The sequence below is a fragment of the Neobacillus sp. 19 genome, assembly GCF_049463095.1.
Classification (GTDB): domain Bacteria; phylum Bacillota; class Bacilli; order Bacillales; family Cytobacillaceae; genus Neobacillus.
The window spans coordinates 1-25,252 of sequence record NZ_JBMPZU010000013.1 but is presented as its reverse complement, the minus strand read 5'-3'; the positions used below and the strand labels follow the sequence as shown (position 1 = coordinate 25,252).

The following is a 25,252-nucleotide window of genomic DNA, read 5'->3' as shown; positions in this document are numbered from 1 at the left end:
GACTAAGAAACTTACATAAAATTCTTGCATTTACTTATTTAGGTAATGTACATTAAATGAATGAATGAAGCTAAGAAAGGGGAATGTCCGTTGAAAAATTTCATTCTTGCCATACTCCTAATCACTACTGTATCCCTGTCTGCCTGTAATTCAATTAAAGTCCCAAAATCAACAATGGATCATAAAATGAGCGCCGCCCCAACGAATGTCATCCCAACAAAATCCAAATGGACGATTACGGTCCAGCCAAAGGCAAATGAAAAGATTCCCATTTCCATTTTAATTACAGACACTTCCAATAAACCCATCAAAAAATTCGAAACCGTCCATGAGAAAAAAATGCATTTATTTATTGTTAGTAAGGATTTATCTTACTTTTCCCACATACATCCCAAATATAAGGGAGACGGGGAATTTAATATTACCACCGGCTTCCCTGCTGGCGGGGACTATAAAATCATTGCTGAATTTACGCCTAAAGGAGGCGGAGACAGCAGTATTGAAAATCATTGGCAGCATGTTGAGGGAGAGACAGCAAAGGAGGAACCCTTGGTTGCTGAACAAGAGCTTACCAAGGTGGTAGACGGCAAAAAGGTATCACTCTCGTTTAGTGAACTGAAAGCAGGTAAAACGTTGCATATGACCTATACGATTAATGATGCAAAGAGCGGTCAGCCGATTAAGAATTTACAGCCGTATTTAGGGGCCAGGGGCCACACGGTTGCTATGAGTGCAGATGCTGAAAAATACTTGCACATCCACCCGATGACAACAGAAGGCAATGGGCCACAGGTTATCTTTATGACCATTTTTCCTGAACCGGGCATTTATAAAATTTGGGGACAATTTAAACACAATGGCAAGGTATTTACCGTTCCATTTGTTATCGAAGTTTCAAATTAAAAAGCTAAAAAACCCCTTCTCAAGCCGAGAAGGGGTTCTTAATAGTCGATTTAATACATTTCTGAAGTGGTCTTAGCTTGCATATGAAGCAATAGGTAGTCAGGACCGCCTGCTTTAGAGTCTGTTCCGGACATGTTGAATCCGCCGAATGGCTGATAGCCGACGATTGCCCCTGTACAAGAACGGTTAAAGTATAGGTTCCCTACATGGAAATCTTCACGTGCTTGTTCTTGGTGAGCACGGTTTTTCGTGATAACAGCACCTGTTAAGCCATACTCAGTATTGTTGGCGATTTCGATTGCTTCCGTGAAATCTTTTGCTTTTGTAAAGCCTACTACTGGGCCAAAGATTTCTTCCTGCATGATGCGGGCTGTAGGAGAAAGGTCTGCAATAATTGTTGGTTTGACGAAGTAGCCTTTCGAATTATCGCCTTCCCCGCCGGTCATTAATTTACCTTCACCTTTGCCGATTTCAATGTACTCCATAATTTTCTTAAACGCATTATTGTCGTTTACAGGACCCATGAATGTAGCTTGCTCTGTCGGGTCACCGACCGTTAATTGATTGGTTAATTCCACTGCACGGTTTAACACTTGGTCATATACGTCTTCCACGATCACCGCACGAGAGCATGCAGAACATTTTTGGCCGGAGAAGCCAAATGCACCGGCAACGATAGATTGTGCAGCTAGTTCAAGATCTGCTTCACTATCAACAACAATCGTATCTTTTCCGCCCATTTCTGCAATCAAGCGCTTCATCCATACTTGACCAGGGTTTACTTTAGATGAACGTTCAAAAATACGAAGACCGACATCACGAGAACCTGTGAAGCTGACGAAACGAGTATCTTTATGATCAACTAAATAGTCACCCACTTCAGATCCGCTTCCTGGCACAAAGTTTAATACGCCTTTAGGAAGACCTGCTTCTTCCATGACTTCAACAAATTTTGCTGCAATAATTGGTGTAGTTGAAGCTGGTTTTAATAAAACGGTATTACCAGATACGATTGCGGCTACCGTTGTTCCTGCCATAATGGCAAATGGGAAGTTCCATGGCGAAATAATAATTCCAACACCTAGTGGAATATAGTCATAACGGTTAAATTCATTTGGACGGCTCTGTACGGGAACACCATCTTTTAATGCCAGCATTTGACGGCCATAATATTCAAGGAAGTCGATCCCTTCGGCTGTATCTGCATCTGCTTCTCTCCATGGCTTACCAGCTTCTTTCGTCATAAGAGCTGAAAACTCATGCTTGCGGCGGCGAATAATCGACGCTGCTTTAAAAAGTACATCTGCACGTACCTCTGGTTTTGTCTTTTTCCATGTCTTAAAAGCTTCGACCGCTGCTTGCATGGCTTTTTCAGCAAGCTCCTGGTTTGCTTTGGATACACGGCCAATGACTTCTTCTTTATTAGACGGATTATAGGAAACGATTTTATCTTCAGTTGTAACTTTTTCACCACCGATGACAAGGTCGTAATCCTGGCCTAAATAACCCTCTACTGTCTCTAACGCCTTAAGATACGCCTGACGGTTTTCTTCAATCGTAAAATCTGTAAATGGTTCGTGCTTGTAAGGTTGAATCATTTCTAAACCCCTCCTACATATGTATTAAAACGTTTACATCCAATGTTCATTCTACATTATTCATATCTTAGTATCAAATAGAAAAGCGCAAGCGCCCTGGTCAGCGGCGTATGGCCGAAACTGATAAATTCTAATTTTATTAGAAAAGACCCAGCACATCTGCTGGATCTCATTGATAAATATAGACGAACGGTTCGTTTGCATCTGCTTTTCGAACAATCAGTGCTTCAGGGCCATCAACAGAGGTAACACTTACCGAAACGGAAAGATACTTAGGAAAATGCTCCATCACTAATCCTGTCACATATTGAGCAAAGCCAATTCCCTCTGTTTTTCCATAGAATTGGATTGGGATGGTGATATTTAAATCTTGCAGCTGATCATCGACGTAAAATGCCTTGCCAATGACACCATTAAAGTTTGGAAAATATTCCTCTACGTCCTGCTTAAAGTTTAGGAAGGCAATGGTATCATCACGGTGATCGTTTGTAGCAGCCGTTGATGGGAATAAATAGTACTTTTCATTTACCTTTTCCCAATCATTTAGAGTTGAACTCCCTTGGTTCACGGTGCTATAGGCAAAGAATCTTCCTGGCGTCACAGATGACTTGCTCTCTTGTTCAAATAACGCAATGGTAATCGGAACGTCCTTCAAATTTTTCATATTGCGGACGCGTTTGACCACTTCACCAGCCAGTTTCTTCCCTTCCTTCTCCATTTCACTAAACTCAATCTTTTTCTCGAACGTATCTCCATCCTTAACTAATTTATAGTAGTAGATGGAGTTTAACGCAAGACCAATCGTGACTCCGGAGAGCGCCACATTCCCTTTATCATCTTTTGTCAGATAATCATGTTCTAAAATATGAGCTAAATAGATCGGACTTGTTGGTTCACTTCCGGCGGTACTATTATCCACCGGGTTTAAGCCGATATTATCTTCCGCTTTTATATTCTTTTCCTTAAGTTGTGCGTCTGTATATTGGCGGTTTAACCATTGTCTAATGGTCTTTCCTTTAATTTCCTGGCCTTCACGAAAAAAATACTTTTCTGTATCAAAGCTATTTTGGGCAATTCGCATTAAACCTATTTCAAACTCATTTAAGTCATATCTTGTATTGATATTATTGACGACCAATCCGCGTGCTTCCCCTGGTTCGAATGGCAGAATCGTCCGGTAATATTTATCTGAAATATTATATTTAGGAATAATCGCCTTCCCTTTTACTTTCTCCTTTGTTTGGACGGCTTCATTTTGCTTTTGGAAGTTTGGTGCACAGGCACTCAGCAAAAAGACAAGGGAGAGAGCAAGCAATGAGAGTTTTCTCACGTCGATCCACCTCTTATTTATTTAATTCTACTAAAAGCTTCTCCTCGTCCCACACTTCAATCCCCAGTTCTTGAGCTTTTGTTAACTTGGAACCCGCATCTTCTCCCGCAATGACAAGATGTGTTTTTTTACTGACGCTCCCGGAAACATTGCCGCCAAGCGCTTCAATTTTTTCCTTGGCTTCATTGCGAGATAACTGCTCGAGTTTTCCTGTAAGGACAACCGTTTTCCCGGCAAAAATAGAGTCAGACTCTTCGGCGGCAACGGGCTTCACACCTTTATATTCCATATTTACTCCGGCAGCAGCCAGTTCATCGATTAGCTCCCCTGCTTCTTCTTGTTCAAAAAAGGCAACAATGGAATCTGCCATTTTATCGCCGATTTCATTGATGGCAATTAAATCTTCTTTCGCAGCTTCAACTAATTTTCCCATGGAACCAAATTGCTGGGCCAGCGTTTTTGCTGCCTTTGCCCCAACATGGCGGATTCCCAGACCAAATAACAGCTTTTCAAGGGAATTCCCTTTTGACGTTTCAATCGCTTTTAATAGATTGGAAACAGACTTTTCCCCCATTCTTTCGAGGGCTAAAAGCTGTTCACGGGTAAGCTTATATATATCGGCTACATCACTGATTAATTTTTCAGCAAAAAGCTGACTGATAACTTTTTCCCCAAGACCATCAATATTCATAGCATTACGCGAGACAAAGTGAATTAAGCCTTCGCGAATTTGTGCCGGACATTTCGGATTAATGCAGCGCAGTGCTACCTCTCCTTCAAGACGAACAAGCTCACTTTCACATTCTGGACAATGCGTCGGCATATAGAAATCGACTTCACTGCCCGTCCGCTGATCAGCTAAAACATTGACCACTTCCGGAATGATATCGCCTGCTTTTTTGACGACAACTTTATCTCCCAGTTTAATATCCTTTTCACGGATTAAATCTTCATTGTGCAAGGATGCCCGTTGTACGGTTGTTCCTGCCACCTTAACAGGTTCAAGCAGTGCAGTCGGAGTGACCACACCCGTTCTCCCGACACTTAATTCGATAGCCAGAAGTGTTGTAACCACTTCTTCAGCCGGAAACTTATACGCAATTGCCCAGCGCGGACTTTTTGCCGTTGTGCCAAGTGCCGCCTGCTGCGCTAGGGAATCAAGTTTAATAACAATCCCATCAATTTCATAGGGTAGATGCGGGCGTTTTTCTACCCAGCCATTCACATACTGAATGACATCGTCAATTGTGGTACATTTTCTTCGTTCTTTATTCGTTTTAAAGCCTAGATGATCTAAATAATCCAGTCCTTCACTATGGGAAACAACTCCACTGGCTCCTGTGTTGCCGATCCCATATAAAAAGACATCCAGTCTTCTCGACGCGGCAATTTTTGGATCAAGCTGCCTTAACGATCCGGCAGCCGCATTTCTTGGGTTGGCAAATAGCTCCTCACCGCGCTCTTCTCGAGCCTGATTTAAGGCGGCAAATGAACGTTTTGGCATGAAGGCTTCACCGCGGACCTCTAAAGAAACATTTTCCCGTAAGCGAAGCGGGATTGATTTGATGGTCTTTAAATTTGCTGTAATATCTTCACCGATTGTGCCGTCACCGCGGGTGGCGCCTTGAACAAATAGACCATCTTCATATCGTAATGAGACGGCAAGGCCGTCAATTTTCAACTCACAAACATAGGATATCTCATCCCCTGCTGCCTGACGAACCCGGCGGTCAAAATCCCGTAAGTCCTGTTCGTTAAAAGCATTGCCTAAACTTAGCATCGGGGTGCGATGCTCTACCTTTTCAAACAGATCAAGAACCGCACCGCCAACACGGACGGACGGAGAATCTACTGATTTAAGCTCCGGGAATTCTGCCTCAAGGTCCAAAAGTTCCTGCATCAGCTTGTCATATTCCGCGTCCGGTACTGATGGGTTGTCTAGCACATAATATTCATAGCCATATTGATTTAACAGGCTCCTGATTTCATTGATTTTCTGTTCCGCGATTTGAAGGTCCATATATCCAGCCCTTTCATTAGGTATTTCGAAGACTAGCTATGCCTTTTTAATTGGTGCAAATTTCGCCAGCAAACGCTTGATGCCTACAGGTTTTGGAAAGGCAATATCCAGTTCGATTCCGTCACCTTGGCCTTTAACACTAACGACTGTTCCAATTCCCCATTTTCCATGCTCCGCTTTATCGCCAACCTTCCAGCCGATATCCTCACCGCCGGAAGCAGCCGATACTGGACGCATGACCGGTTTTCTTGGTGAAGCCGGTGTGCCGAAAGAGCTTCTCGACGACCCAAACGAGGTACCCGTTGAGCCATACGCTCTGCCACCGCCCGATCCAAACGGCGTATTCATCCGCTTCTCCACTTCCACACCCTCGATTAGATCCTCCGGTATTTCCGCGATAAATCTTGAGGCTGGATTCATATTGGTTCTTCCGAACAAGGTTCTCATTTGTGCATTTGTAATAAATAAACTTTGTTCCGCTCTTGTAATTCCTACATAAGCAAGACGTCTCTCCTCTTCCATCTCTGCTTCTTCCATCAACGAGCGGCTGTGCGGGAAGACACCTTCTTCAAGCCCGATTAGGAAGACAACCGGGAATTCCAACCCTTTTGCCGAGTGTAGGGTCATCAAGGTGATGGAGTCAGCTTTTTCCCCATCTTCATCGAGCGAATCTATATCAGCAACGAGTGCTAAATCCGTTAAGAATGCTATTAAGCTTTTATCTTCGTTGGTCTCCTCAAAGTTTTTCGTTACCGATAATAATTCCTCAAGGTTTTCTAAGCGGCTTTGGGCTTCAAGTGATTTTTCCGCCTTGAGCATCTCGCGATAACCCGACTTTTCCAGAACTTCCTCAACTAATTCTGTTACGGAGAGGAACTCTTGCATATTTGTATAATTGCGAATTAAATCGCGGAATTCTCGTGCTGCTTTTGTGATTTTCGGACTTAGGCCGATTAATTCAATCGAGTCCAATGCCTGATATAAGGAAAGATCATGCATGTCCGCAAAATTAGAAATTTTATCCACCGAGGTAGACCCAATGCCTCTTTTTGGCACATTAATCACTCGCTGCAGGCTGATATCATCGTCCGGATTGGAAATCAACCGCAAATACGCCAGCATATCCTTAATTTCTTTTCTGTCATAGAATTTAGTTCCGCCAACAATGGCGTAACCAATATTCGATTTAAGTAATACTTCCTCCATCACACGCGACTGCGCATTTGTCCGATAGAGGATCGCAATATCTGAAAGTTTCTTACCATCCCGGGTTAATTCTTTAATTTTCCCGGCGACAAACTGTGCTTCGCTTTGCTCACTGTCAGCACGATAATAGACGAGTTTATTGCCTTCAGGATTTTCTGTCCACAGATTCTTCGCCTTCCGGTTTAAGTTGTTTTCGATCACTTTATTGGCTGCGAGCAGAATTCTTTTGGTTGAACGGTAGTTTTGTTCAAGGAGAATCACCGTTGCGTTCGGGTAGTCTTTTTCAAAAGAAAGAATGTTGGCGATGTCGGCGCCGCGCCATCTGTAAATCGACTGATCGGAGTCCCCGACAACACACAGATTTCGGAAACGGCTGGCAAGCATTTTCACCAGCATATACTGTGCTCTGTTTGTATCCTGATACTCATCGACGTGAATATACTGAAATTTGCGCTGATAATATTCAAGTACTTCCGGTACCCTTTGAAATAATTGAATTGTCATCATGATTAAATCGTCGAAATCAAGCGCCTGATTTTTCCGTAACCGCCTTTGATATTCTGTGTACACTTCACTTACGGTCTGTTCGAAATAACCACCGGAGATTTTCACATATTCTTCTGGGGTGATTAGTTCGTTTTTTGCTGAGCTGATCGAGCCTAAAATCGCCCGCGGGTCAAACTTTTTCGGGTCAATATTTTTGTCTTTCAGGATTCCTTTTACCACCGATTGCTGATCTGTTGTGTCCAGAATCGTAAAATTCCGATTGAAACCCATCCGGTCGATATCGCGGCGCAATATCCGGACACACATCGAGTGAAAAGTGGATATCCAGATTTCTTCAGCAGCCCCGCCCATCATTTTGCCGATCCGGTCCTTCATTTCTCTTGCTGCTTTATTGGTGAAGGTGATTGCTAAAATATTATAAGGATTAACTCGCTTCTCAACAATTAAATACGCAATTCGATGTGTTAATACTCTTGTTTTTCCACTTCCGGCACCTGCCATCAATAGGAGCGGTCCGTCTGTTGCTTTTACGGCATTTTGCTGCTCCGGGTTTAGACCGTTTAAAAGCTTATCTGTTAAAAATTGCATTTTTTCCACCACCATTTACAAACATTTGTTCTTACTTTTATTCTATCTCCCTTTTCATTCTGAAGCAAATTCTATTTAACCGTTTTGACGGTTTCCAACGCTTGATCAAAATCTTCATATATTGAGTTTCCGACGACAATTACATCAGCATGCTTGGCCATTTCAGCCGCCTGTTCCACTGTAGCAATTCCGCCGCCATAAAAGAGGGTTGCTTTTTCAAGCACCTTTTTTACCTCTGCTACTAGAGAGGGATCACCGTATTTCCCGCTGTATTCTAAATAAAAAATCGGCAGCTGGAACATTTTTTCAGCCATCATGGCATAGGCCTTGACATCATCCGTTGTTAATAGTGCATTGGCGCTTGTCAGCTGTGCTGCCTTGCAATCCCCGTTTAAAATACAATACCCTTCCATGGCGAACTCTTCCCAATCCATGAGGTCTCCATATTCCTTTACAGCCCGATGATGCAGGCCCGTAATCCATTTTGCATCCTTGCTATTTAAAATTGTTGGGATAAAATAAAGGTCAAATCCAGGTGTAACAGTCTCAATATCTGATACCTCAAGCACACAGGGGACTGTATATCTGCGAATTCTCGCCATTAAGTCGAGGACATTTTCAAGTGTCACTCCGTCCGTTCCGCCTACAATCACCGCATCTGTCCCTGATTCACAAATTTTTTCCAATTTGTCGTCAGTTATTTCTTTATTTGGATCGAGTTTAAACACATGCCGCCACTCGCGAAAATCATACATGAAAAGAATCCCCCTACCTTGTAGTCCATTTCACCATTATAGCATTTGAGGAAACGATAAAAAAATAAAACACTGATTCTATTTATAGAAAAGATAACCAACGAAAAAAACCGAAGAGATTACTCCCCGGTTCTATTTCAGTGCTCTATTTTTTATTCTTCTTTCGCTGTGCTTTTTTCATCTTTAACGCGTTCAAGTACCATTTCATAGGTATCATTTCCGAAGTTAAGACAACGTTTTACACGGGAAATGGTCGCCGTACTTGCTCCTGTTTCTGTTTCAATTTTATGATAGGTGTTTCCTTCCTTTAGCATTCTTGCTACATCGAGGCGCTGTGCTAACGATTGGATCTCATTGATTGTGCATAAGTCATCGAAAAAGCGATAGCATTCTTCTAAGTCTTTTAATGAAAGAACAGCCTGAAATAATTGATCGAGTTCTTTTCCTCGTAATTTATTTATTTGCATATACTTTGCCCCTTTAGTTAAAATCTCTATTGCATATTAAAAGAAACGCTTGATTGGAGTCCAGGGTTTGCCGGCACAACATTTACCCAAGTTCTCCCTTGAACAAAAGGAACTTCTTCCCCATTTTTCATCGGTACAATTCTGCCGTTCCGGTTCGCCCATTCAACTTCGCTTTCCTTACCCATTTGAATCAGATAGCCTTTACCGCCGGATGTAAGATCAATATCTCTGCGTCCTACCGAATCGATCACATTGTGGATGGCTTCGATAATCAAAATGTTATCGAGCAAAACGGGCTCGTTTGAGTCTAAATCAACCGTCTGCTCCCCACCCGAAAAACGCTTATATTTTCCAAGTGCGCTGTCATATTGATATAAAGAATCGGAAATGCCGCCCGAGGAATAAGAGACTTTCACAGAATTCGCTTCGTTTCCAGTAATATTTTTTCTATCTTCCTCAGATAAAAACGTAAAGCTTGGCGGGCTTTTTTCCATCGAATAGTTCTTTTGCTCCGCACCTTTTAAAATATTTTCGTACGTAATATAGGAGTTATGCGGTGCCTTTCGAGCACTTGATCGCTGAAAAAGGGTCCCATCGTAGACCATTCCATTGATATTATCCACATAATTTCCTTCCAGCATTTGCTTCGCTTCCTCACTCCAGCCGTGGGCAACATATAGTGCATCAAGACCTTTGGCCAGCTCGATATAATAGTCCCGCGCACTTCGGACAGGCCCGATGTTCGCTGGCTTTTCACTTTGAAAAACGGCCAGGAAGCGAGTGATATCGCCCTCAGCAAGAACTTCATAGACAATATCAGCCTTATTTAAGCCCGATTGCGGCCTTGCTTTTGGGTGATTATTAACCATTACTGCGATGGCTCGTTCTTCTGTACTAGTTTGCGACCCAACTCCCGTTAGTGGAAAATAATAAGGGAATTCCGGTTTCTCCGCCTCTTTTTCTACTACTTTTTCCACCACTTTTTCTTTCTTCACTGGTTCCTTAACCTTTTCCTTACTGCATCCAGAGAACAGTAGAGCAACAGCTGCCAATGCAACAGCCCATTTTTTCATATGACACCCCGATTCGATGACAACGCTGCAATTCACTTTCACGCTTTAACTCTTTAATTACTTACAGTTTAACGCATTATTGACGGAAAGAGTACTGTTTTATTCATAACATCGTACATTCCTTGCTGCGTTATACGAATATATGGCAAATGAGTAGCAGAGAAAAAGGCAAGACTATAAATAGGGTCTAAGAATTTATAACCCCGTTCTTCTAATTCAACTAACAGTCTTTTTTCTTGCCCAATTAATTTTTCAACTGAAAGGCCTGACATAATTCCGCTTAGATTTAACGGCACCTCGCAGACCACCTCTGCATTCTCCACCATGACTATGCCGCCGCCTAATTCTTTCATTCTATTAAAAGCATGGATCATATCTTGTTTATTTTTCCCGATTAAAATAATATCACCTGTATTGGAATAGGAGCTGGCTAAGGCCGGCAATGTTGTTGCGAATCCCTTCAACAACGTATTAATTCGCCATTTTCCATATCGATCAATCAGCGTGAAGAAACATTCATCATGATCCGATGGCAATTCATCTACAGAAGCGTCAATGGAAATCGAATACGGTTTGGTAATGACCGCATTTTCCATTTTAATCCCAAATGGCATTGAAAATTGCAAATCATCCATCGATAAATCCCAATTTAATGCAAGTGGTTTAAGCCCGTATTGATCCCAATTGATTGCTGAGTAAGCCTCTTCTACTCTTACCCCATTCCGCTTAACCCATTTTCCCTTCGCCAAAACCGAAACCGGTGTTGGATCTTCGATACTGGATAAAAAGTTAATGTTGGCAACACGGCCAGTAGCAATATTACCATGTAAATGGTCAATATTGTAGTACCTGGCAATATTGACCGTCGCCATATTATAGGCATCAATGGCAGGGACACCTTTTTCAATGGCAATCCGGATCATTTGATCGTTCATTCCTTGCTCATAAAATGTAGAAGATGCACCGTCCGTATTAAAAAATAATCGATCATATGCCTCAATTCCCAGCCGCTTCATATCATCCAACAGCTGTGGTAAATCAGGACGAATCGAAGAGTGCCTTAATGAAACCATATATCCTTGCATCAGCCGATCATAGACCTCTTCACCCGTCATTGCTTCATGGTCACAATCCGCGCCTAAAAGCTTCATTTTCGCTAACGTTTTTTCCGAAGCACCAGGAAAGTGCCCTTCAATTTGCTTGCGCATCCGTTTTGCTTCTTGAATCCAATGAAGCATCATATCATCGCCATCAAGCAGCTTTGGCCAGCCCGTTAACTCTCCGCCTTGCAGAACTGCATCATGCTCAAGCCACGATTTAACATTACTATGCGAAAAAATTTCTTCTTCATTCAAAAGTTCCGTTTGTGAATCAAATCGGCTCCACCAATACATCGTCGTTGGAATGGAACGGAGATCCCTTAGTAACGAAAACGCTTCCTCTTTTTTCAAATGCATGATCAAGGCCATATTGTCATTAATAAGTGTGGTTGTTCCAAACTGTGATGCATAGGCCGCCAATGTTAGGGGATTATATATTTGAAATGGATGTGCATGCGGCTCAATGTATCCTGGGACAAGAATTTCATTGGTACAATCAATGATTTCACAATTTTCCATATTTGGAGGTAAGTTCTCACCGACATAAACAATCCGATCTTCATATATCCAAATATTTGCTCTCAGCCATTTGCGAAATGTCTGATTTAAGTACAAGGCATTTTTCAATAAAATGGTTGGATTTGTTTTCCCATCCAAAACGGATACATGCATGCGTAAGTGTTTATTTTTCCAGCGGTAGCGTTGTTCCAGCATACCATGTCCCTCCCTATAAAACTATCTATATAATAAAGTGTTGATTTAACAGTAAAGAAAGCCCTTACATTTTTTCTATAGTTTCTATCGTATCATATTTTATCATTTAAAGCAGTAAAGAATTGATAAATATTGTAAAGATTTTGTGAAGGAGTGATCATGATGAATATCAAACCAAATATCGGAATTTTAAACGCATTAATCCGCATTACTTTTGGGTTAACGATTCTTGCATGGAGCACGTCGAAGCTTGTGAAGCATCCGTGGAGGGATTCTTATTTGTTTGCTGCTTTGTGTGGCGCGATGAAGGTAGCTGAGGGGATTGTCCGTTATTGTCCAGTAACGGCATTATGTGAAAGATGCCAGGATATGATTCAGGAGCACAGTCAAGCAACGGATTCTATGGATGGAATGGAAGGGCTGGACGGGGATTCAGTTGTGCCGTATAATCCGTCTTAAATGACGAAAAGGCACTTCTTATTTAGGGTTAGGTGACCATATTACGGATGAAGACCTTTTCTTATTTGAAATACCAATAAAAAGTCCTTCATCGCACTCATGAAGGACTTTTCACTTCGAAAAAACAACTAATTTGTCCTTCATCGGGCTCATGAAGGACTTTTCACTTCGAAAAAACAACTAATTTGTCCTTCATCGGGCTCATGAAGGACATTTCGCTTCGCAAAAACAACTAATTTGTCCTTCATCGCACTCATGAAAGACATTTCGCTCTAAAATAACGACTAATTTGTCCTTCATCACTATACCGTTACCTAATAATAGCCTGTATTGCTTTTGCACCGATATCTTTTCGATAAAAAACGCCGTCACAATTTAGTTTTCCCAGCTCACGATATACTTTTTCTTGGGCATCTTCAAGGGTTTCAGCTTTGGCGCCAACGAGCAGCACCCGGCCGCCAGCTGTGATAAAATGACCGTTTACATCCACAGCCGTTCCGGCATGAAAAATAGAAACTTCCTCAGAAAAATCCGCTAATCCTGCCAGCACAGCACCCTTTTCATATGCTTCCGGATACCCTTTTGCCGCCGCAACAACACCGACCATTGGCTGGGCATCCCACTCAAGCGCCGGCTGTTCACCATCCAACAATGCTAAAATCACCTGAACCAAATCTGATTTTAATCTTGGTAATACGACCTGTGTTTCCGGGTCGCCAAAACGGGCATTAAACTCAATCACCTTAGGGCCGTCCACCGTTTTAATCAGGCCCGCATATAAAATACCACAGAAACTCCTGCCCTCTTGCACCATTGCTTTTGCCGCAGGAATCAGTACCGTCCTGACCGCCTCATGAACGGTTTCCGCACCAATCTGCGGAACCGGCGAATAAGCACCCATTCCGCCGGTATTCGGTCCTTGGTCACCATCAAATGCCCGCTTATGGTCCTGTGCGATTTCAAGCGGAATGACCACTTCGCCATTCACAAATGCCATTAACGAAAATTCCTCGCCGCTTAAAAATTCCTCAATAACCACACGGGAAGATGCCGCACCAAACTTCGCCCCCACAAGCATGTCATCCAAGGCTGCGAAAGCTTCTTCTTTCGAAAAAGCAACGGTTACACCTTTGCCCGCAGCTAACCCGTCCGCCTTGATCACAATCGGTGCACCTTTTTCCTCCACATATTGCCATGCCTCTTCAAACGAAGTAAACACAGCATATTCTGCAGTTGGAATCTGATATTTTTCCATCAGTTCCTTGGCAAAAGATTTGCTTCCTTCAATCTCAGCAGCCGCTTTTCGCGGTCCGAATACCGTCAATCCTGCTTCTTCAAATTTATCAGCAAGCCCTTCTAACAAAGGGACTTCTGGACCGATAATCGTTAATCCTATTTCTTGTTCTTTCGCAAACCCAATAAGCTCCTCGTGCTGTGACTCCTCAAATGGAACTTGAACCGCCACGTCGGTCATGCCTGCACTTCCGGGTGCGACATATACAGTTTCAATTAGCGAGCTCTCGCTTACCTTTTGACAGATAGCATGCTCTCTCCCGCCACGGCCAATGATTAGTACCTTCATCCTGCACCCCTCCAGCCTAATGTTTAAAGTGTCTAACGCCTGTAAATACCATGGCGATTCCGTATTCATCTGCCTTTTTGATGGAATCCTCGTCACGGATGGAGCCGCCGGGTTGAATGATTGCGGTAATTCCTGCTTTTGCCGCCGCCTCAACAGTATCATCCATTGGGAAGAAGGCATCCGAGGCAAGCGCGGCACCTTCGGCCTTATCGCCAGCCTGCTTCAGAGCAATTTCAGCCGAACCCACACGGTTCATTTGGCCGGCGCCAATTCCCAGAGTCATATCTTCACTACTAACGACAATTGCATTCGATTTAACATGCTTAACAACCTTCCAGCCCAGTTCCATGGCTTCCCACTCCGCTTCTGTCGGCTGTCTCTTTGTCGGAACCGTTACCTCAGCATCTGACAGTGAATAGCGGTCCTGTTCTTGAACGAGCAATCCGCCTTCAATCGTCGTCATTTTCAGTTCAGCCTTTTTCACTTCATCAAACGAAATCGTCAGCAGCCGAAGATTCTTTTTCGCTGTTAAAATCGTTAACGCCTCATCCGAGAAAGATGGTGCGATGATAATTTCTAAGAAAATTTCGTGGAGCTTCACGGCCGCCTCACGGTCGACCTCACGGTTAAAAGCAATAATCCCGCCAAAAATGGATACAGGATCTGCCGCAAATGCCTTCGTAAACGCGTCATATCCGGTTTTACCTGTTCCGACGCCGCATGGGTTCATATGCTTCACCGCCACGGCAGCCGGTTCCGAAAATTCCTTCACAATTTGCAATGCCGCATCGGCATCGTTGATATTGTTGTAGGAAAGTTCTTTGCCGTGGATCTGCTTGGCATAGGCAATCGAGAACTTGGAACCAAGTGGTTTTTTATAAAAAGCGGCTTGTTGATGCGGGTTTTCCCCGTAGCGCAGGCCCTGCTTTAATTCATAGGTTACCGTTAATTTTTCGGGTGTCTCTTCCCGGGCCAGTTCCGTCATATACTCAGCAATTAAGGCATCATAGGCCGCAGTGTGACGGAATACCTTAGCAGCTAGCTTTCTGCGTGTTTCAAGTTTTGTGCTGCCGTCTGCTTGTAATTCCGAAAGCACCGTTTGATAATCGGCCGGGTCAACCACAACAGTCACGTATTGATGATTTTTCGCTGACGCACGGAGCATGGTCGGTCCGCCGATATCGATATTCTCAATCGCGTCAGCAACGGTCACTTCCGGTTTTTCAATTGTTTGCTGGAATGGATAGAGATTGACACAAACAAGCTGGATGGGATCAATCTGATGTTCATCAAGCTGCTTTTGGTGATGTTCATCATCATGTTTCGCCAGCAGCCCGCCATGAATATAAGGATTTAATGTTTTGACACGGCCTTCTAATATCTCCGGAAATCCGGTAACATCACTAACACCAAGAACAGGGATCCCTTGTTCCTGAAGCATGTTCTTCGTGCCCCCGGTTGAGATAATTTCAAATCCAAGGCGGACTAATTCACGAGCAAATTCACTAACCCCGCCTTTGTCAGAAACACTAATAAGTGCGCGCTTTTTCGCCATTTATAACCTCTCCTTGTGTTAACAGCATGTGTAAGATTGATGGATAAAGTTTGTGTTCGATTGATTGAATTTTTTGCTGTAAGCTTTCCCTTGTTTCAGCTTCCGCAATTCGCACTCGCTCTTGAACAATAATGGGGCCGGTGTCCATCCCTTCATCAACAAAGTGAATTGTTACACCCGTCCATTTTGCTTTTGCAGCTAATGCCTGACCAATCGCGTCTTTTCCTGGAAAGTCCGGGAGCAGTGATGGATGGATATTCACGATTCGGCCTTCATACTCTTTCAGTAAGGTCGGACCAATCAGCCGCATGTAACCGGCCAGAACAATCAGGTCCACATCCAAATCCTGTAGCAACCCAGCTATTTCTTTTTCAAAATCTGCCTTACTGGAGTAATCCTTTGCACTAAAAATAAAACAAGGAATGCGATTGGCTTTTGCTCTTTCAATCGCAAAAGCGCCGGGCTGGTCACAAACTAACAGGGAAATTTCCGCCGAGAGCAGCCCTTCGCGAATCACATTGATGATGGCCTGAAAATTACTTCCGCCCCCTGATGCAAATACGGCAATTTTTTTCATCGCCGCCCACCAAAGCCTTTAATCTGAATTCCTTCTTCAGCTGTAACAGAGCCAATTTCATAAGCTGTTTCGCCGGATTGCTTGAAATGCTCCATGACGTCTGCCGCATCTTCCTGTTTAACAGCGAGGACCATGCCAATTCCCATGTTAAAAATATTATACATCTCTTGATAATCGATTTGTCCAACCTCAGAGATCAACTTAAACACCGATGGAATATGCCAGCTTTTTTCAATCAATTCGGCGCCAAGTCCGGCAGGAAGCATTCTTGGTATATTTTCAATAAAACCGCCGCCGGTAATATGGGCCATTCCATTGATTTGGAATTTTTCCAATGCCGCCAGAATCGGTTTTACATAAATTTTCGTTGGTTTCAGCAATTCTTCACCTAATGTACACCCAAGCTCATCGACAAACTCGATTAAAGACCAGTTATTAAATACCTTTCTAACCAATGAGTACCCATTGCTGTGGATGCCGCTTGAGGCCAGGCCAATTAGGACATCACCCGGCTGAATGTGTTCACCGGTTATCAATTTCGGCTTTTCACATGCCCCTACTGAAAATCCGGCAAGATCATACTCTTCATCACGGTAAAGCCCCGGCATTTCCGCTGTTTCACCGCCAATTAAGGCACAGCCTGCCTGCTCACAGCCATCGGCAATCCCTTTGACAATCGCTTCAATTTTTTCCGGAATCGCTTTACCGCAAGCAATATAATCTAAAAAGTAAAGCGGCTCTGCTCCCTGAACAACGATATCATTGACACACATTGCCACCGCATCGATTCCAATTGTATCGTGGCGGTCCATCATAAAGGCAATCATCAGCTTCGTGCCTACGCCATCGGTGCCAGACACCAAAACTGGCTCTTTTAACTTAAGCTCAGATAGATCAAACATACCGCCGAATCCGCCAAGACTCCCAATCACACCGGCCCTGGCTGTCCGCTGTACATGCTTTTTCATCCGCTCCACCGCTTCATAGCCTGCTTCGATATTTACCCCTGCTTGTGTGTATGCATTTGCCATGACCGTCACCCCTTTTGATAATAGTACTGCAGTGTATCTGGATAAATTTCAGTAGGATAATTTCCGTTAAAACAGCCTAGACAAAAGCCGCTTTTCCCTTCTGGATCCAGCGCCTTTACCATGCCATCGACACTTAAAAAGGTTAATGAATCAGCACCAATCAATTGGCGAATTTCCTCAACCGACTTGTCTGATGCAATCAACTCTTCTTTCGATGAAGTATCAATTCCATAGAAACATGGATTTTTGATCGGCGGTGAACTGATGACCACGTGCACCTCTGTCGCACCGGCATCTTTTAACATCCTGACAATTCTTCTGCTAGTCGTGCCGCGGACAATGGAGTCGTCAACCATAACCACCCGTTTTCCTTCTACAACCCCGCGAACAGCAGAAAGCTTCATTTTTACCCCTTGCTCACGTAAAGACTGGGATGGCTGAATAAAGGTCCTGCCGACATATTTGTTTTTTATTAAACCCATTTCATAAGGAATCCCCGTCGCTTCCGCATAGCCGATGGCCGCTGAAATACTGGAATCCGGCACACCTGTCACGACATCCGCATCAATCGGAGCCTCGATGGCCAGTCTCTTCCCTAAATTTTTACGGGCAGTATGAACATTGACACCTTGAATATTACTATCCGGCCTGGAAAAATAAACATATTCCATCATGCAGATCGCTTTAGTGGTACTCATCGCAAACCGTTCCGATGTGATTCCATTTTCGTTAATGATTAACAGCTCTCCCGGCTGAATATCGCGGATATATTCCACCCCGATAACATCAAAGGCGCAGGTTTCCGAGGCAACTACATAAGCATCGCCAAGGCAGCCGAGCGATAACGGCCTCAATCCATGAGGATCGAGCGCCACCATTAACTCTTTTTCCGTCATAATCAAATAAGCATAAGCCCCTTTTAACATGGACAGGGCATTTTTCACCTGGTCGTTCATTTTAGGGAAGCCGCTTCTTCTAATTAAGTGGGCTAACACCTCGGTATCTGAGCTGGTTTGAAAAATACTGCCTTGTGCTTCCAGCTGATGTTTTAATGAATTTGCATTCACCAGGTTACCGTTATGGGCAAGGGCGAGGCTGCCGCTTTGCGAATGGAACAGAAGCGGCTGAACATTCTCATAGCCGCCGCCCCCTGCGGTCGCGTAGCGGACATGACCGATTGCGGCAGACCCCGTAAGCTTAGTCATTGCCTCTTCCGTAAAAATCTCAGTCACGAGTCCTTCGCCCTTAAATCCTTTTAATGTTTCCCCGTCGGAAACAACGATGCCGGTTCCCTCCTGGCCGCGGTGCTGCAGGGCGTGAAGTCCGTAATAGGTTAATTGGGCGGCATCCGGATGTCCAAAAATACCAAAGACACCGCACTCTTCATTTAGTCCCTTGATTTCAGCAAGCATGGGATCGCCCCTTTCCAGGCAGCTCTTAATTCATCTACAGTAGACTCAAGCACAGCCTGACCTTCGGATCGAATGCTCAGATTAGCCGAATCATTCACTTCACCGATAAGGCTCGCGTCTACTAGACTTTCAAACTCGGCCTGATGTTCCTTTTTTACGGATAAAAGAAAACGAGATTGGGTTTCGCTGAATAGTGCTGATACGGGATTCCCAGTAATGTTCACATCTGCCCCAAGTTCTCCCGAAGCAAAAAGGCATTCGGCAACGGCAACAGCTAAACCGCCTTCAGACAAATCATGGGCAGATTGAATCACTCCAGCACGAATGGCAGCTAGAACTTGTTCTTGTCTTTCTTTTTCTATTTCAAGATGTAATTGCGGTGCTTTTCCAAAAATGCTTCCGTTCAACAGCTTTTGCAGCTCGCTTCCGCCAAATTCAGGTGTAGTTTCCCCCACTAAATAAATAAGGTCACCGCTCGCTTTAAAATGCTGTGTCGTAATATGGTCAAGATCACTGACAAGCCCAACCATGCCAATCACCGGCGTTGGATAGATCGCCGTGCCGCTTGTTTCATTGTATAATGAGACGTTTCCGCCGATCACAGGTGTCCCTAGTGTGCGGCATGCGTCACTGATTCCGTCAGCTGCTTTTTCAATCTGCCAGAATACCTCTGGTTTTTCGGGATTGCCAAAGTTCAAGTTATCGGTAATCGCTAATGGCTCGGCACCGGAACAAATAATATTGCGGGCCGCTTCAGCAACAGCAATTTTTCCACCAGTTTCTGGATCCAAGTACACATAGCGGGAATTACAATCCGTGGTCATCGCTAACGCTTTACGTGTTCCTCTGATCCGAGTGACAGCAGCATCCGAACCAGGAGACACTACCGTGTTCGTGCGCACCATATAATCATATTGCTCGTAAACCCATTCCTTGCTGGCAATGGTCGGCTGGCTTAACAATGCTACTAATGTATCTTTCAGGTCATCTACCTGCGGAATTTCATTTTCCATCGCTTGGAATTCAGCAAAGTAGGCCGGCTCTTTTGATGGTTTGTGATAAACCGGTGCATCTTCTGCCAATGCATCCACTGGCAGGTCGGCAACTACTTCCCCTTTATGGATCAGGCGGAATTGTTTATCATCCGTTACCTTGCCAATCGCAACAGCATCTAAATCATATTTTGAAAAAAGATCCTTGATCTCTTGTTCTCTGCCCTTTTTCACGACAATGAGCATCCGTTCCTGCGACTCCGACAGCATCATTTCATAGGCAGTCATGCCCGTTTCCCGCTGTGGTACAAGGTCTAAATTCATCTCGATGCCCATACCGGCTTTACTCGCCATTTCGGAAGAAGAGCTGGCAAGTCCTGCAGCACCCATATCTTGAATCCCGACAAGGGCATCCGAATGGATTAGTTCCAGGCAGGCCTCTAACAACAGCTTCTCCATGAATGGGTCACCGACTTGAACCGCCGGACGATTTTCGTCAGACTGCTCCGTTAATTCTTCAGAAGCAAACGTCGCACCGTGAATTCCGTCACGGCCGGTCTTTGCACCGACATACATCACGGTATTGCCCAATCCATGGGCCTGGCCTTTTTTAATATCCTCATGATTAATCAAACCGACACACATCGCATTGACAAGCGGATTTCCTTCATAGGATGGATCGAACTGTATCTCACCGCCAACGGTTGGAATGCCAATGCAGTTGCCGTATCCGGCAATTCCCGCTACTACTTCTTTAAACAAATAGCGTGTCCTAGCCTTATCCAGTTCACCGAAACGAAGTGAGTTTAGCATTGCGATTGGACGTGCTCCCATTGAAAAAACATCACGGATAATCCCGCCAACACCTGTTGCCGCACCTTGATACGGTTCAATCGCGGATGGATGATTATGGCTTTCGATTTTAAATACAACTGCCTGACCGTCACCGATGTCGACAATCCCTGCACCTTCACCAGGACCTTGAAGGACTTTTTCACCGGTAATCGGGAATTTTTTCAGAACTGGCTTTGAATTTTTATAGCTGCAGTGCTCTGACCACATAACAGAGAAAAGACCGGTTTCAGTATAATTTGGTGTCCTTCCGAGGATCTTTTCGACCATTGCAAACTCTTCATCGGACAAACCCATTTGCTGATAGATTTTTTCTGCTTTAATTTGGTTAGGATTTGGTTCAAGCGTTGACAACATGTGCTTCCCTCCAAGTCTTCACAATCGATTGAAACAATTTAAGTCCATCGGCACTGCCTAAAAGCTCGTCAACCGCCCGTTCAGGGTGCGGCATCATGCCAAGAACATTTCCTTTTTCATTGGTAATCCCCGCAATATCGACAAGGCTTCCGTTCGGATTTTGCTGATAAGTAAACACGATTTGGTTATTGGCTTTTAGCTGTTTTAGTGTTTCTTCATCACAATAGTAATTTCCTTCACCATGGGCGACCGGAATCGTGATGGTTTGGCCTTGCTCGTATGCAGAAGTAAACATGGATTGATTGGTTTCTACGATTAATTCCACCGGCTTGCAAATAAAGGAGAGACTTTCGTTCCGTCTCATCGCACCCGGCAGCAAGCCTGCTTCAAGAAGGATTTGAAATCCATTGCACACCCCAAGCACAGGCTTGCCGGCCTCAGCCGCCTTGATGACTTCTTTCATGACATTGCTAAAACGGGCAATTGCTCCTGTACGGAGGTAATCGCCGTATGAGAATCCGCCTGGCAAAAGGATTCCATCAAATCCGTCTAAACTTTCCGTATCATGCCATACGTATTCCACTTCTTCCCCAAGCTCATCTTTAATCGCATGGAACATGTCGACATCACAGTTGGAGCCTGGAAATACGATCACTGCAAACTTCACTGAGCGACACACTCCTCTACTTCGTAACGGTAGTCTTCAATCACCGGGTTGGCTAACAGCTTTGTACAAATCTCGTTTATCACTTCATCAAGGTCACGCTCTGATTTTTCAATCGTCAGTTCCATATATTTGCCGATGCGGACATCGGTTACTTCCTGATAATTTAACGAATTTAATGATTGGGTTACCGCCTTACCTTGCGGATCTAATACACTTTCTCTTAATGTTACGTATACTTTGACTTTAAACATGCTGATGACCTCCAAGTCTTGTTAAAATCGATTCATATGCCTCTGTTAAACTTCCTAAATCGCGGCGGAATACATCTTTATCCAGCTTTTCATTGGTTTGTTGATCCCATAGGCGGCAGGTATCAGGCGAAATTTCATCTGCTAATAAAATTTGACCCTGTTCATCTTTGCCAAACTCAAGTTTGAAATCAATTAAGTTAATACCTAGTTCTGCAAAAAAGCTCGATAAAACCGCATCTACTTCCAGCGCTTTTTCTCGTAAAATCGTAATCTCTTCAACCGTCGCCGCTTTAAGTTCAAGGATATGGTCTACTGTCAGCAGCGGATCACCAAGAGCATCATCTTTTAGATAGAACTCAACAATTGGTGCTGATAGCGGAGTCCCTTCTTCGATTCCCAATCTTTTTGAAAAACTGCCGGCAGCCACGTTACGAACGACTACTTCTAGCGGAATGATGGTTACTCTTTTCACGAGCTGTTCCGTTTCAGAAACTTTTTGAATAAAGTGTGATTCAATCCCTTTTTCTTTTAGCTTTAAAAATAGCAAACTAGTAATCTCGTTATTGAGACGGCCTTTACCGGTAATTTCCGCCTTCTTTTCTCCGTTAAAAGCAGTGGCTGAATCTTTGTATTGGACTAGTACAACATTTTCTTCATCAGTTTTGTAAATGCGCTTTGCTTTTCCTTCATAAAGAAGTTCTGTCACGATGAATCACTCCTTAATTCGCAATATTGGGAATCTTCAAACTAGAGGAGGGGGCAAACTCCTGCTTTAACTGCCCCCTATTTATTTATTTACTCGTTCAACCCTAGCCGATCGAAAAGGGTATCTACATGCTGCAGGTGGTAGTGGTAGTCAAAACAATCGGCAATCTCGTCGCCAGTGAGCAATGAGGTAATTTTTCCATCGGCCTCAATCAATCCACGGAATGGAACTTGCTTCTCCCATGCCTCCATCGCTTTCGGCTGGACAGTATCATAAGCCTCTTCACGTGATAAGCCTTTATCAATCAAGGCAAGCAGCACGCGCTGGGAATAAATTAAGCCAAGTGTCCGATCCATGTTCCGCTTCATATTTTCCGGATAAACCGTTAAATTTTTAATAATGTTGCCAAAGCGATTAAGCATATAATTTAAGGCAATCGTCGCATCTGGCAAAATAACGCGTTCTGCTGAAGAATGGGAGATATCGCGCTCATGCCATAGCGGCACATTTTCATATGCCGTTAACATATAGCCGCGAATCACTCGCGCCATACCGGTCATGTTCTCGGAGCCAATTGGATTCCGCTTATGCGGCATCGCTGATGATCCTTTTTGACCTTTTGCAAAAAATTCTTCTACCTCGCGTGTTTCACTCTTTTGAAGCCCGCGTACCTCAACCGCAAACTTCTCAATAGAAGTCGCAATTAAAGCAATCGTGGACATGTAGTGTGCATGACGGTCACGCTGCAGTGTCTGTGTTGAGATTGGCGCTGGTTGAATACCTAATTTCTCACAAACATACTGTTCAACAAACGGATTTATATTGGCATAGGTTCCAACCGCGCCGGAAATTTTACCAAACTCTACACCCGCCGCTGCCTGTTTAAAACGCTCAAGGTTACGTTTCATTTCTTCATACCAAAGGGCAAGCTTTAAACCAAAAGTAGTTGGCTCAGCATGGACTCCATGTGTCCGTCCCATCATCACGGTCATTTTATGTTCCATTGCTTTATTTTTTAAAATCTCAACAAAGTTTTCCAGATCTTTCAATAAAATCGCGTTGGCTTGTTTTAAAACATAGGAAAGGGCTGTGTCAACGACATCTGTTGATGTTAGACCGTAATGAACCCACTTCCGCTCCTCACCCAATGTTTCCGAAACCGCACGGGTAAAAGCAACAACATCATGTCTTGTTTCTTTTTCAATTTCATTAATGCGGTCGATATTAAACGAAGCATTTTCACGAAGCTTTCGGACATCTTCTTTCGGAATTTCCCCTAATTCTGCCCAAGCCTCACATGCAAGAATTTCTACCTCTAGCCAGGCTTTAAAGCGGTTTTCCTCCGTCCAAATAGCTCCCATTTCAGGTCTTGTATAACGATCAATCATGTTTTATCCTCCGATCACTTCTTTAGCTGTACGCCAGATGCTGCTTTCTTCAATTTCACTAAGGGCATCATCCACGTTATCCTTCAAAATGGTAACATGCCCCATCTTTCTTTTCAATTTTGGCTCCTTTTTACCGTATAAATGAACCTTCCAGCCATTCATGTCCGGGATTTCTTTAAAAAGGCCATCAAGGTGCTCTCCTAATAGATTGACCATAACAGCTGGTTTTAATAGCTCCGTACTTCCTAATGGCCAATTGCATATAGCACGGATATGCTGTTCGAACTGTGATGTCTCGCAGGCCTCGATGGAATAATGGCCTGAGTTATGCGGTCTTGGTGCCAATTCATTAATATAAATCGTGCCATCACTTGTCACAAACATTTCAACAGCAAGCGTCCCGACTAATCCAAGTGAATCAGCAATCTGTTTTGCCATCTGGATAGCCTTTTCTCCTAGTTCATCAGAAATTCGGGCTGGAACAATGGTTGTATGCAAGATATTTTCTTGATGAATGTTTTCCCCAACTGGAAAAAATACTGTTTCACCATCTAGTTTTCGGGTAACAATGACGGAAATTTCTTTTTCAAACGGAATCCATTTTTCCAACACACAGCTGCCATGAGCAAGAATCGGCTCTGCTTTAGCTAAATCTTGCTCACTTTTAATCACAAGCTGTCCCTTGCCGTCATAGCCGCCTCTTGCTGTTTTCAATACAGCTGGATACCCCACCCGTTCTATATTTAGAAATAATTCTTCTACGTTTTCGATAACCTCATAAGGAGCAACCTTAACTCCGGAATGCTGGATGGCTGCTTTTTCACTGATTCGATCTTGCGTAATCGTTAAAAGTTCTTTCCCCTGCGGGACATAAGCCTTTTCGCAAAGCCAGCCTAATGTATCGGCGTCAATGTTCTCAAATTCATAAGTGATCACGTCACTCATGGCGGCTAGCCGGGCAATGGCTTCGCGGTCATCATAAGCGCCGATGACCTCAAAGTCTGCCACCTGCCCGCAAGGAGAATCGGAACTTGGTTCTAATACAGTGAAGCGGCGCACGAAAATGCGAAAGCGTTTCACGATAAATGCGAAAACGCCTATCTAGGTTGTTGGGTTTGGGGTTAATATCGGCGGCTGATAAAACTGAAGGTTTAAAGACATA

21 protein-coding genes are annotated in these 25,252 nt (G+C 43.8%); 2 read left to right on the top strand and 19 right to left on the bottom strand.

Annotated elements, in window-relative coordinates; translation table 11 throughout:
• Positions 1–90: 90 nt before the first annotated feature.
• Positions 91–903 carry a hypothetical protein gene (locus ACO1D1_RS03070; protein ID WP_423334909.1) on the top strand — a complete coding sequence of 271 codons (813 nt, stop codon included), beginning with the start codon at positions 91–93 and terminating at the stop codon, positions 901–903.
• Positions 904–953: 50 nt separating this feature from the next.
• On the opposite strand, the gene pruA is transcribed toward ACO1D1_RS03070, so the two are convergent.
• The 8 genes from pruA to ACO1D1_RS03030 all read right to left on the bottom strand — a co-directional run bounded on the left by pruA (position 954) and on the right by ACO1D1_RS03030 (position 12,261).
• Complete coding sequence (gene pruA, locus ACO1D1_RS03065) at positions 954–2,501, bottom strand: L-glutamate gamma-semialdehyde dehydrogenase (protein WP_149868319.1); 1,548 nt, start codon at positions 2,499–2,501, stop codon at positions 954–956.
• Between the two features lie 169 nt (positions 2,502–2,670).
• Positions 2,671–3,831, bottom strand: a complete 1,161-nt coding sequence (locus ACO1D1_RS03060; protein WP_423334908.1) for a CamS family sex pheromone protein — start codon at positions 3,829–3,831, stop codon at positions 2,671–2,673.
• 13 nt (positions 3,832–3,844) lie between these two features.
• Entirely contained in the window at positions 3,845–5,851 is a 2,007-nt protein-coding gene (gene ligA / locus ACO1D1_RS03055; protein ID WP_423334907.1) for an NAD-dependent DNA ligase LigA, read from the bottom strand.
• Positions 5,852–5,887: 36 nt separating this feature from the next.
• Positions 5,888–8,152 (bottom strand): DNA helicase PcrA, encoded by a 2,265-nt coding sequence (gene pcrA, locus ACO1D1_RS03050; RefSeq protein ID WP_149868316.1) that lies wholly within the window; start codon positions 8,150–8,152, stop codon positions 5,888–5,890.
• A gap of 71 nt (positions 8,153–8,223) precedes the next feature.
• Complete coding sequence (locus ACO1D1_RS03045; protein WP_149868315.1) at positions 8,224–8,907, bottom strand: heptaprenylglyceryl phosphate synthase; 684 nt, start codon at positions 8,905–8,907, stop codon at positions 8,224–8,226.
• Positions 8,908–9,059: 152 nt separating this feature from the next.
• Complete coding sequence (locus tag ACO1D1_RS03040; protein WP_149868314.1) at positions 9,060–9,374, bottom strand: YerC/YecD family TrpR-related protein; 315 nt, start codon at positions 9,372–9,374, stop codon at positions 9,060–9,062.
• A 26-nt stretch (positions 9,375–9,400) separates the two neighbouring features.
• Positions 9,401–10,447 carry a DUF3048 domain-containing protein gene (locus tag ACO1D1_RS03035; protein ID WP_423334906.1) on the bottom strand — a complete coding sequence of 349 codons (1,047 nt, stop codon included), beginning with the start codon at positions 10,445–10,447 and terminating at the stop codon, positions 9,401–9,403.
• 68 nt (positions 10,448–10,515) lie between these two features.
• Positions 10,516–12,261: an adenine deaminase C-terminal domain-containing protein gene (locus tag ACO1D1_RS03030; protein ID WP_423334905.1), complete on the bottom strand. Its 1,746-nt coding sequence runs from the start codon at positions 12,259–12,261 to the stop codon at positions 10,516–10,518.
• A gap of 162 nt (positions 12,262–12,423) precedes the next feature.
• On the opposite strand from ACO1D1_RS03030, the gene ACO1D1_RS03025 reads away from it, so the two are divergent.
• Positions 12,424–12,720, top strand: coding sequence for a YgaP family membrane protein (locus ACO1D1_RS03025; RefSeq protein WP_149868311.1), 297 nt, complete (start codon positions 12,424–12,426; stop codon positions 12,718–12,720).
• Positions 12,721–13,030: 310 nt separating this feature from the next.
• Here the strand turns inward: ACO1D1_RS03025 and purD are convergent, their stop codons facing one another.
• From purD to purK, 11 genes are all read right to left on the bottom strand, one after another.
• Positions 13,031–14,302 (bottom strand): phosphoribosylamine--glycine ligase, encoded by a 1,272-nt coding sequence (purD, locus tag ACO1D1_RS03020; RefSeq protein ID WP_423334904.1) that lies wholly within the window; start codon positions 14,300–14,302, stop codon positions 13,031–13,033.
• Positions 14,303–14,318: 16 nt separating this feature from the next.
• Positions 14,319–15,857 carry a bifunctional phosphoribosylaminoimidazolecarboxamide formyltransferase/IMP cyclohydrolase gene (purH, locus tag ACO1D1_RS03015; protein ID WP_423334903.1) on the bottom strand — a complete coding sequence of 513 codons (1,539 nt, stop codon included), beginning with the start codon at positions 15,855–15,857 and terminating at the stop codon, positions 14,319–14,321.
• On the bottom strand, positions 15,832–16,434 hold the full coding sequence (gene purN, locus ACO1D1_RS03010; protein WP_423334902.1) for a phosphoribosylglycinamide formyltransferase: 603 nt from the start codon (positions 16,432–16,434) through the stop codon (positions 15,832–15,834). The genes purH and purN overlap by 26 nt, the downstream gene beginning before the upstream one ends.
• Positions 16,431–17,465 carry a phosphoribosylformylglycinamidine cyclo-ligase gene (purM, locus tag ACO1D1_RS03005; protein WP_149868307.1) on the bottom strand — a complete coding sequence of 345 codons (1,035 nt, stop codon included), beginning with the start codon at positions 17,463–17,465 and terminating at the stop codon, positions 16,431–16,433. The genes purN and purM overlap by 4 nt, the downstream gene beginning before the upstream one ends.
• A 5-nt stretch (positions 17,466–17,470) precedes the next feature.
• Positions 17,471–18,877 carry an amidophosphoribosyltransferase gene (gene purF / locus ACO1D1_RS03000; protein ID WP_149868306.1) on the bottom strand — a complete coding sequence of 469 codons (1,407 nt, stop codon included), beginning with the start codon at positions 18,875–18,877 and terminating at the stop codon, positions 17,471–17,473.
• Entirely contained in the window at positions 18,853–21,078 is a 2,226-nt protein-coding gene (gene purL, locus ACO1D1_RS02995) for a phosphoribosylformylglycinamidine synthase subunit PurL (protein WP_423334901.1), read from the bottom strand. The genes purF and purL overlap by 25 nt, the downstream gene beginning before the upstream one ends.
• Positions 21,062–21,745 (bottom strand): phosphoribosylformylglycinamidine synthase subunit PurQ, encoded by a 684-nt coding sequence (gene purQ, locus ACO1D1_RS02990; RefSeq protein ID WP_423334900.1) that lies wholly within the window; start codon positions 21,743–21,745, stop codon positions 21,062–21,064. The genes purL and purQ overlap by 17 nt, the downstream gene beginning before the upstream one ends.
• Complete coding sequence (purS, locus tag ACO1D1_RS02985) at positions 21,742–21,996, bottom strand: phosphoribosylformylglycinamidine synthase subunit PurS (RefSeq protein WP_042454763.1); 255 nt, start codon at positions 21,994–21,996, stop codon at positions 21,742–21,744. The genes purQ and purS overlap by 4 nt, the downstream gene beginning before the upstream one ends.
• Complete coding sequence (gene purC / locus ACO1D1_RS02980) at positions 21,989–22,702, bottom strand: phosphoribosylaminoimidazolesuccinocarboxamide synthase (protein ID WP_149868303.1); 714 nt, start codon at positions 22,700–22,702, stop codon at positions 21,989–21,991. The genes purS and purC overlap by 8 nt, the downstream gene beginning before the upstream one ends.
• A gap of 89 nt (positions 22,703–22,791) precedes the next feature.
• Entirely contained in the window at positions 22,792–24,090 is a 1,299-nt protein-coding gene (gene purB / locus ACO1D1_RS02975) for an adenylosuccinate lyase (RefSeq protein ID WP_423334899.1), read from the bottom strand.
• 3 nt (positions 24,091–24,093) lie between these two features.
• The gene (gene purK / locus ACO1D1_RS02970; RefSeq protein ID WP_423334898.1) at positions 24,094–25,170 is read right to left on the bottom strand and encodes a 5-(carboxyamino)imidazole ribonucleotide synthase; all 1,077 of its coding nucleotides are present in this window, start codon (positions 25,168–25,170) and stop codon (positions 24,094–24,096) included.
• Positions 25,171–25,252 lie beyond the last annotated feature (82 nt).

Coding starts and splice junctions, on each gene's coding strand:
- ACO1D1_RS03035 (WP_423334906.1), bottom strand. CDS start 10,447: ATGAAAAAATGGGCTGTTGCATTGGCAGCTGTTGCTCTACTGTTCTCT.
- purD (WP_423334904.1), bottom strand. CDS start 14,302: ATGAAGGTACTAATCATTGGCCGTGGCGGGAGAGAGCATGCTATCTGT.
- purF (WP_149868306.1), bottom strand. CDS start 18,877: ATGCTTGCTGAAATCAAGGGACTAAATGAAGAGTGCGGTGTCTTTGGT.
- purM (WP_149868307.1), bottom strand. CDS start 17,465: ATGGCAAATGCATACACACAAGCAGGGGTAAATATCGAAGCAGGCTAT.
- purB (WP_423334899.1), bottom strand. CDS start 24,090: ATGATTGATCGTTATACAAGACCTGAAATGGGAGCTATTTGGACGGAG.
- purL (WP_423334901.1), bottom strand. CDS start 21,078: ATGTTGTCAACGCTTGAACCAAATCCTAACCAAATTAAAGCAGAAAAA.
- ACO1D1_RS03030 (WP_423334905.1), bottom strand. CDS start 12,261: ATGCTGGAACAACGCTACCGCTGGAAAAATAAACACTTACGCATGCAT.
- ACO1D1_RS03045 (WP_149868315.1), bottom strand. CDS start 8,907: ATGTATGATTTTCGCGAGTGGCGGCATGTGTTTAAACTCGATCCAAAT.
- ACO1D1_RS03025 (WP_149868311.1), top strand. CDS start 12,424: ATGAATATCAAACCAAATATCGGAATTTTAAACGCATTAATCCGCATT.
- ACO1D1_RS03040 (WP_149868314.1), bottom strand. CDS start 9,374: ATGCAAATAAATAAATTACGAGGAAAAGAACTCGATCAATTATTTCAG.
- purS (WP_042454763.1), bottom strand. CDS start 21,996: ATGTTTAAAGTCAAAGTATACGTAACATTAAGAGAAAGTGTATTAGAT.
- pruA (WP_149868319.1), bottom strand. CDS start 2,501: ATGATTCAACCTTACAAGCACGAACCATTTACAGATTTTACGATTGAA.
- purN (WP_423334902.1), bottom strand. CDS start 16,434: ATGAAAAAAATTGCCGTATTTGCATCAGGGGGCGGAAGTAATTTTCAG.
- ligA (WP_423334907.1), bottom strand. CDS start 5,851: ATGGACCTTCAAATCGCGGAACAGAAAATCAATGAAATCAGGAGCCTG.
- purH (WP_423334903.1), bottom strand. CDS start 15,857: ATGGCGAAAAAGCGCGCACTTATTAGTGTTTCTGACAAAGGCGGGGTT.
- pcrA (WP_149868316.1), bottom strand. CDS start 8,152: ATGCAATTTTTAACAGATAAGCTTTTAAACGGTCTAAACCCGGAGCAG.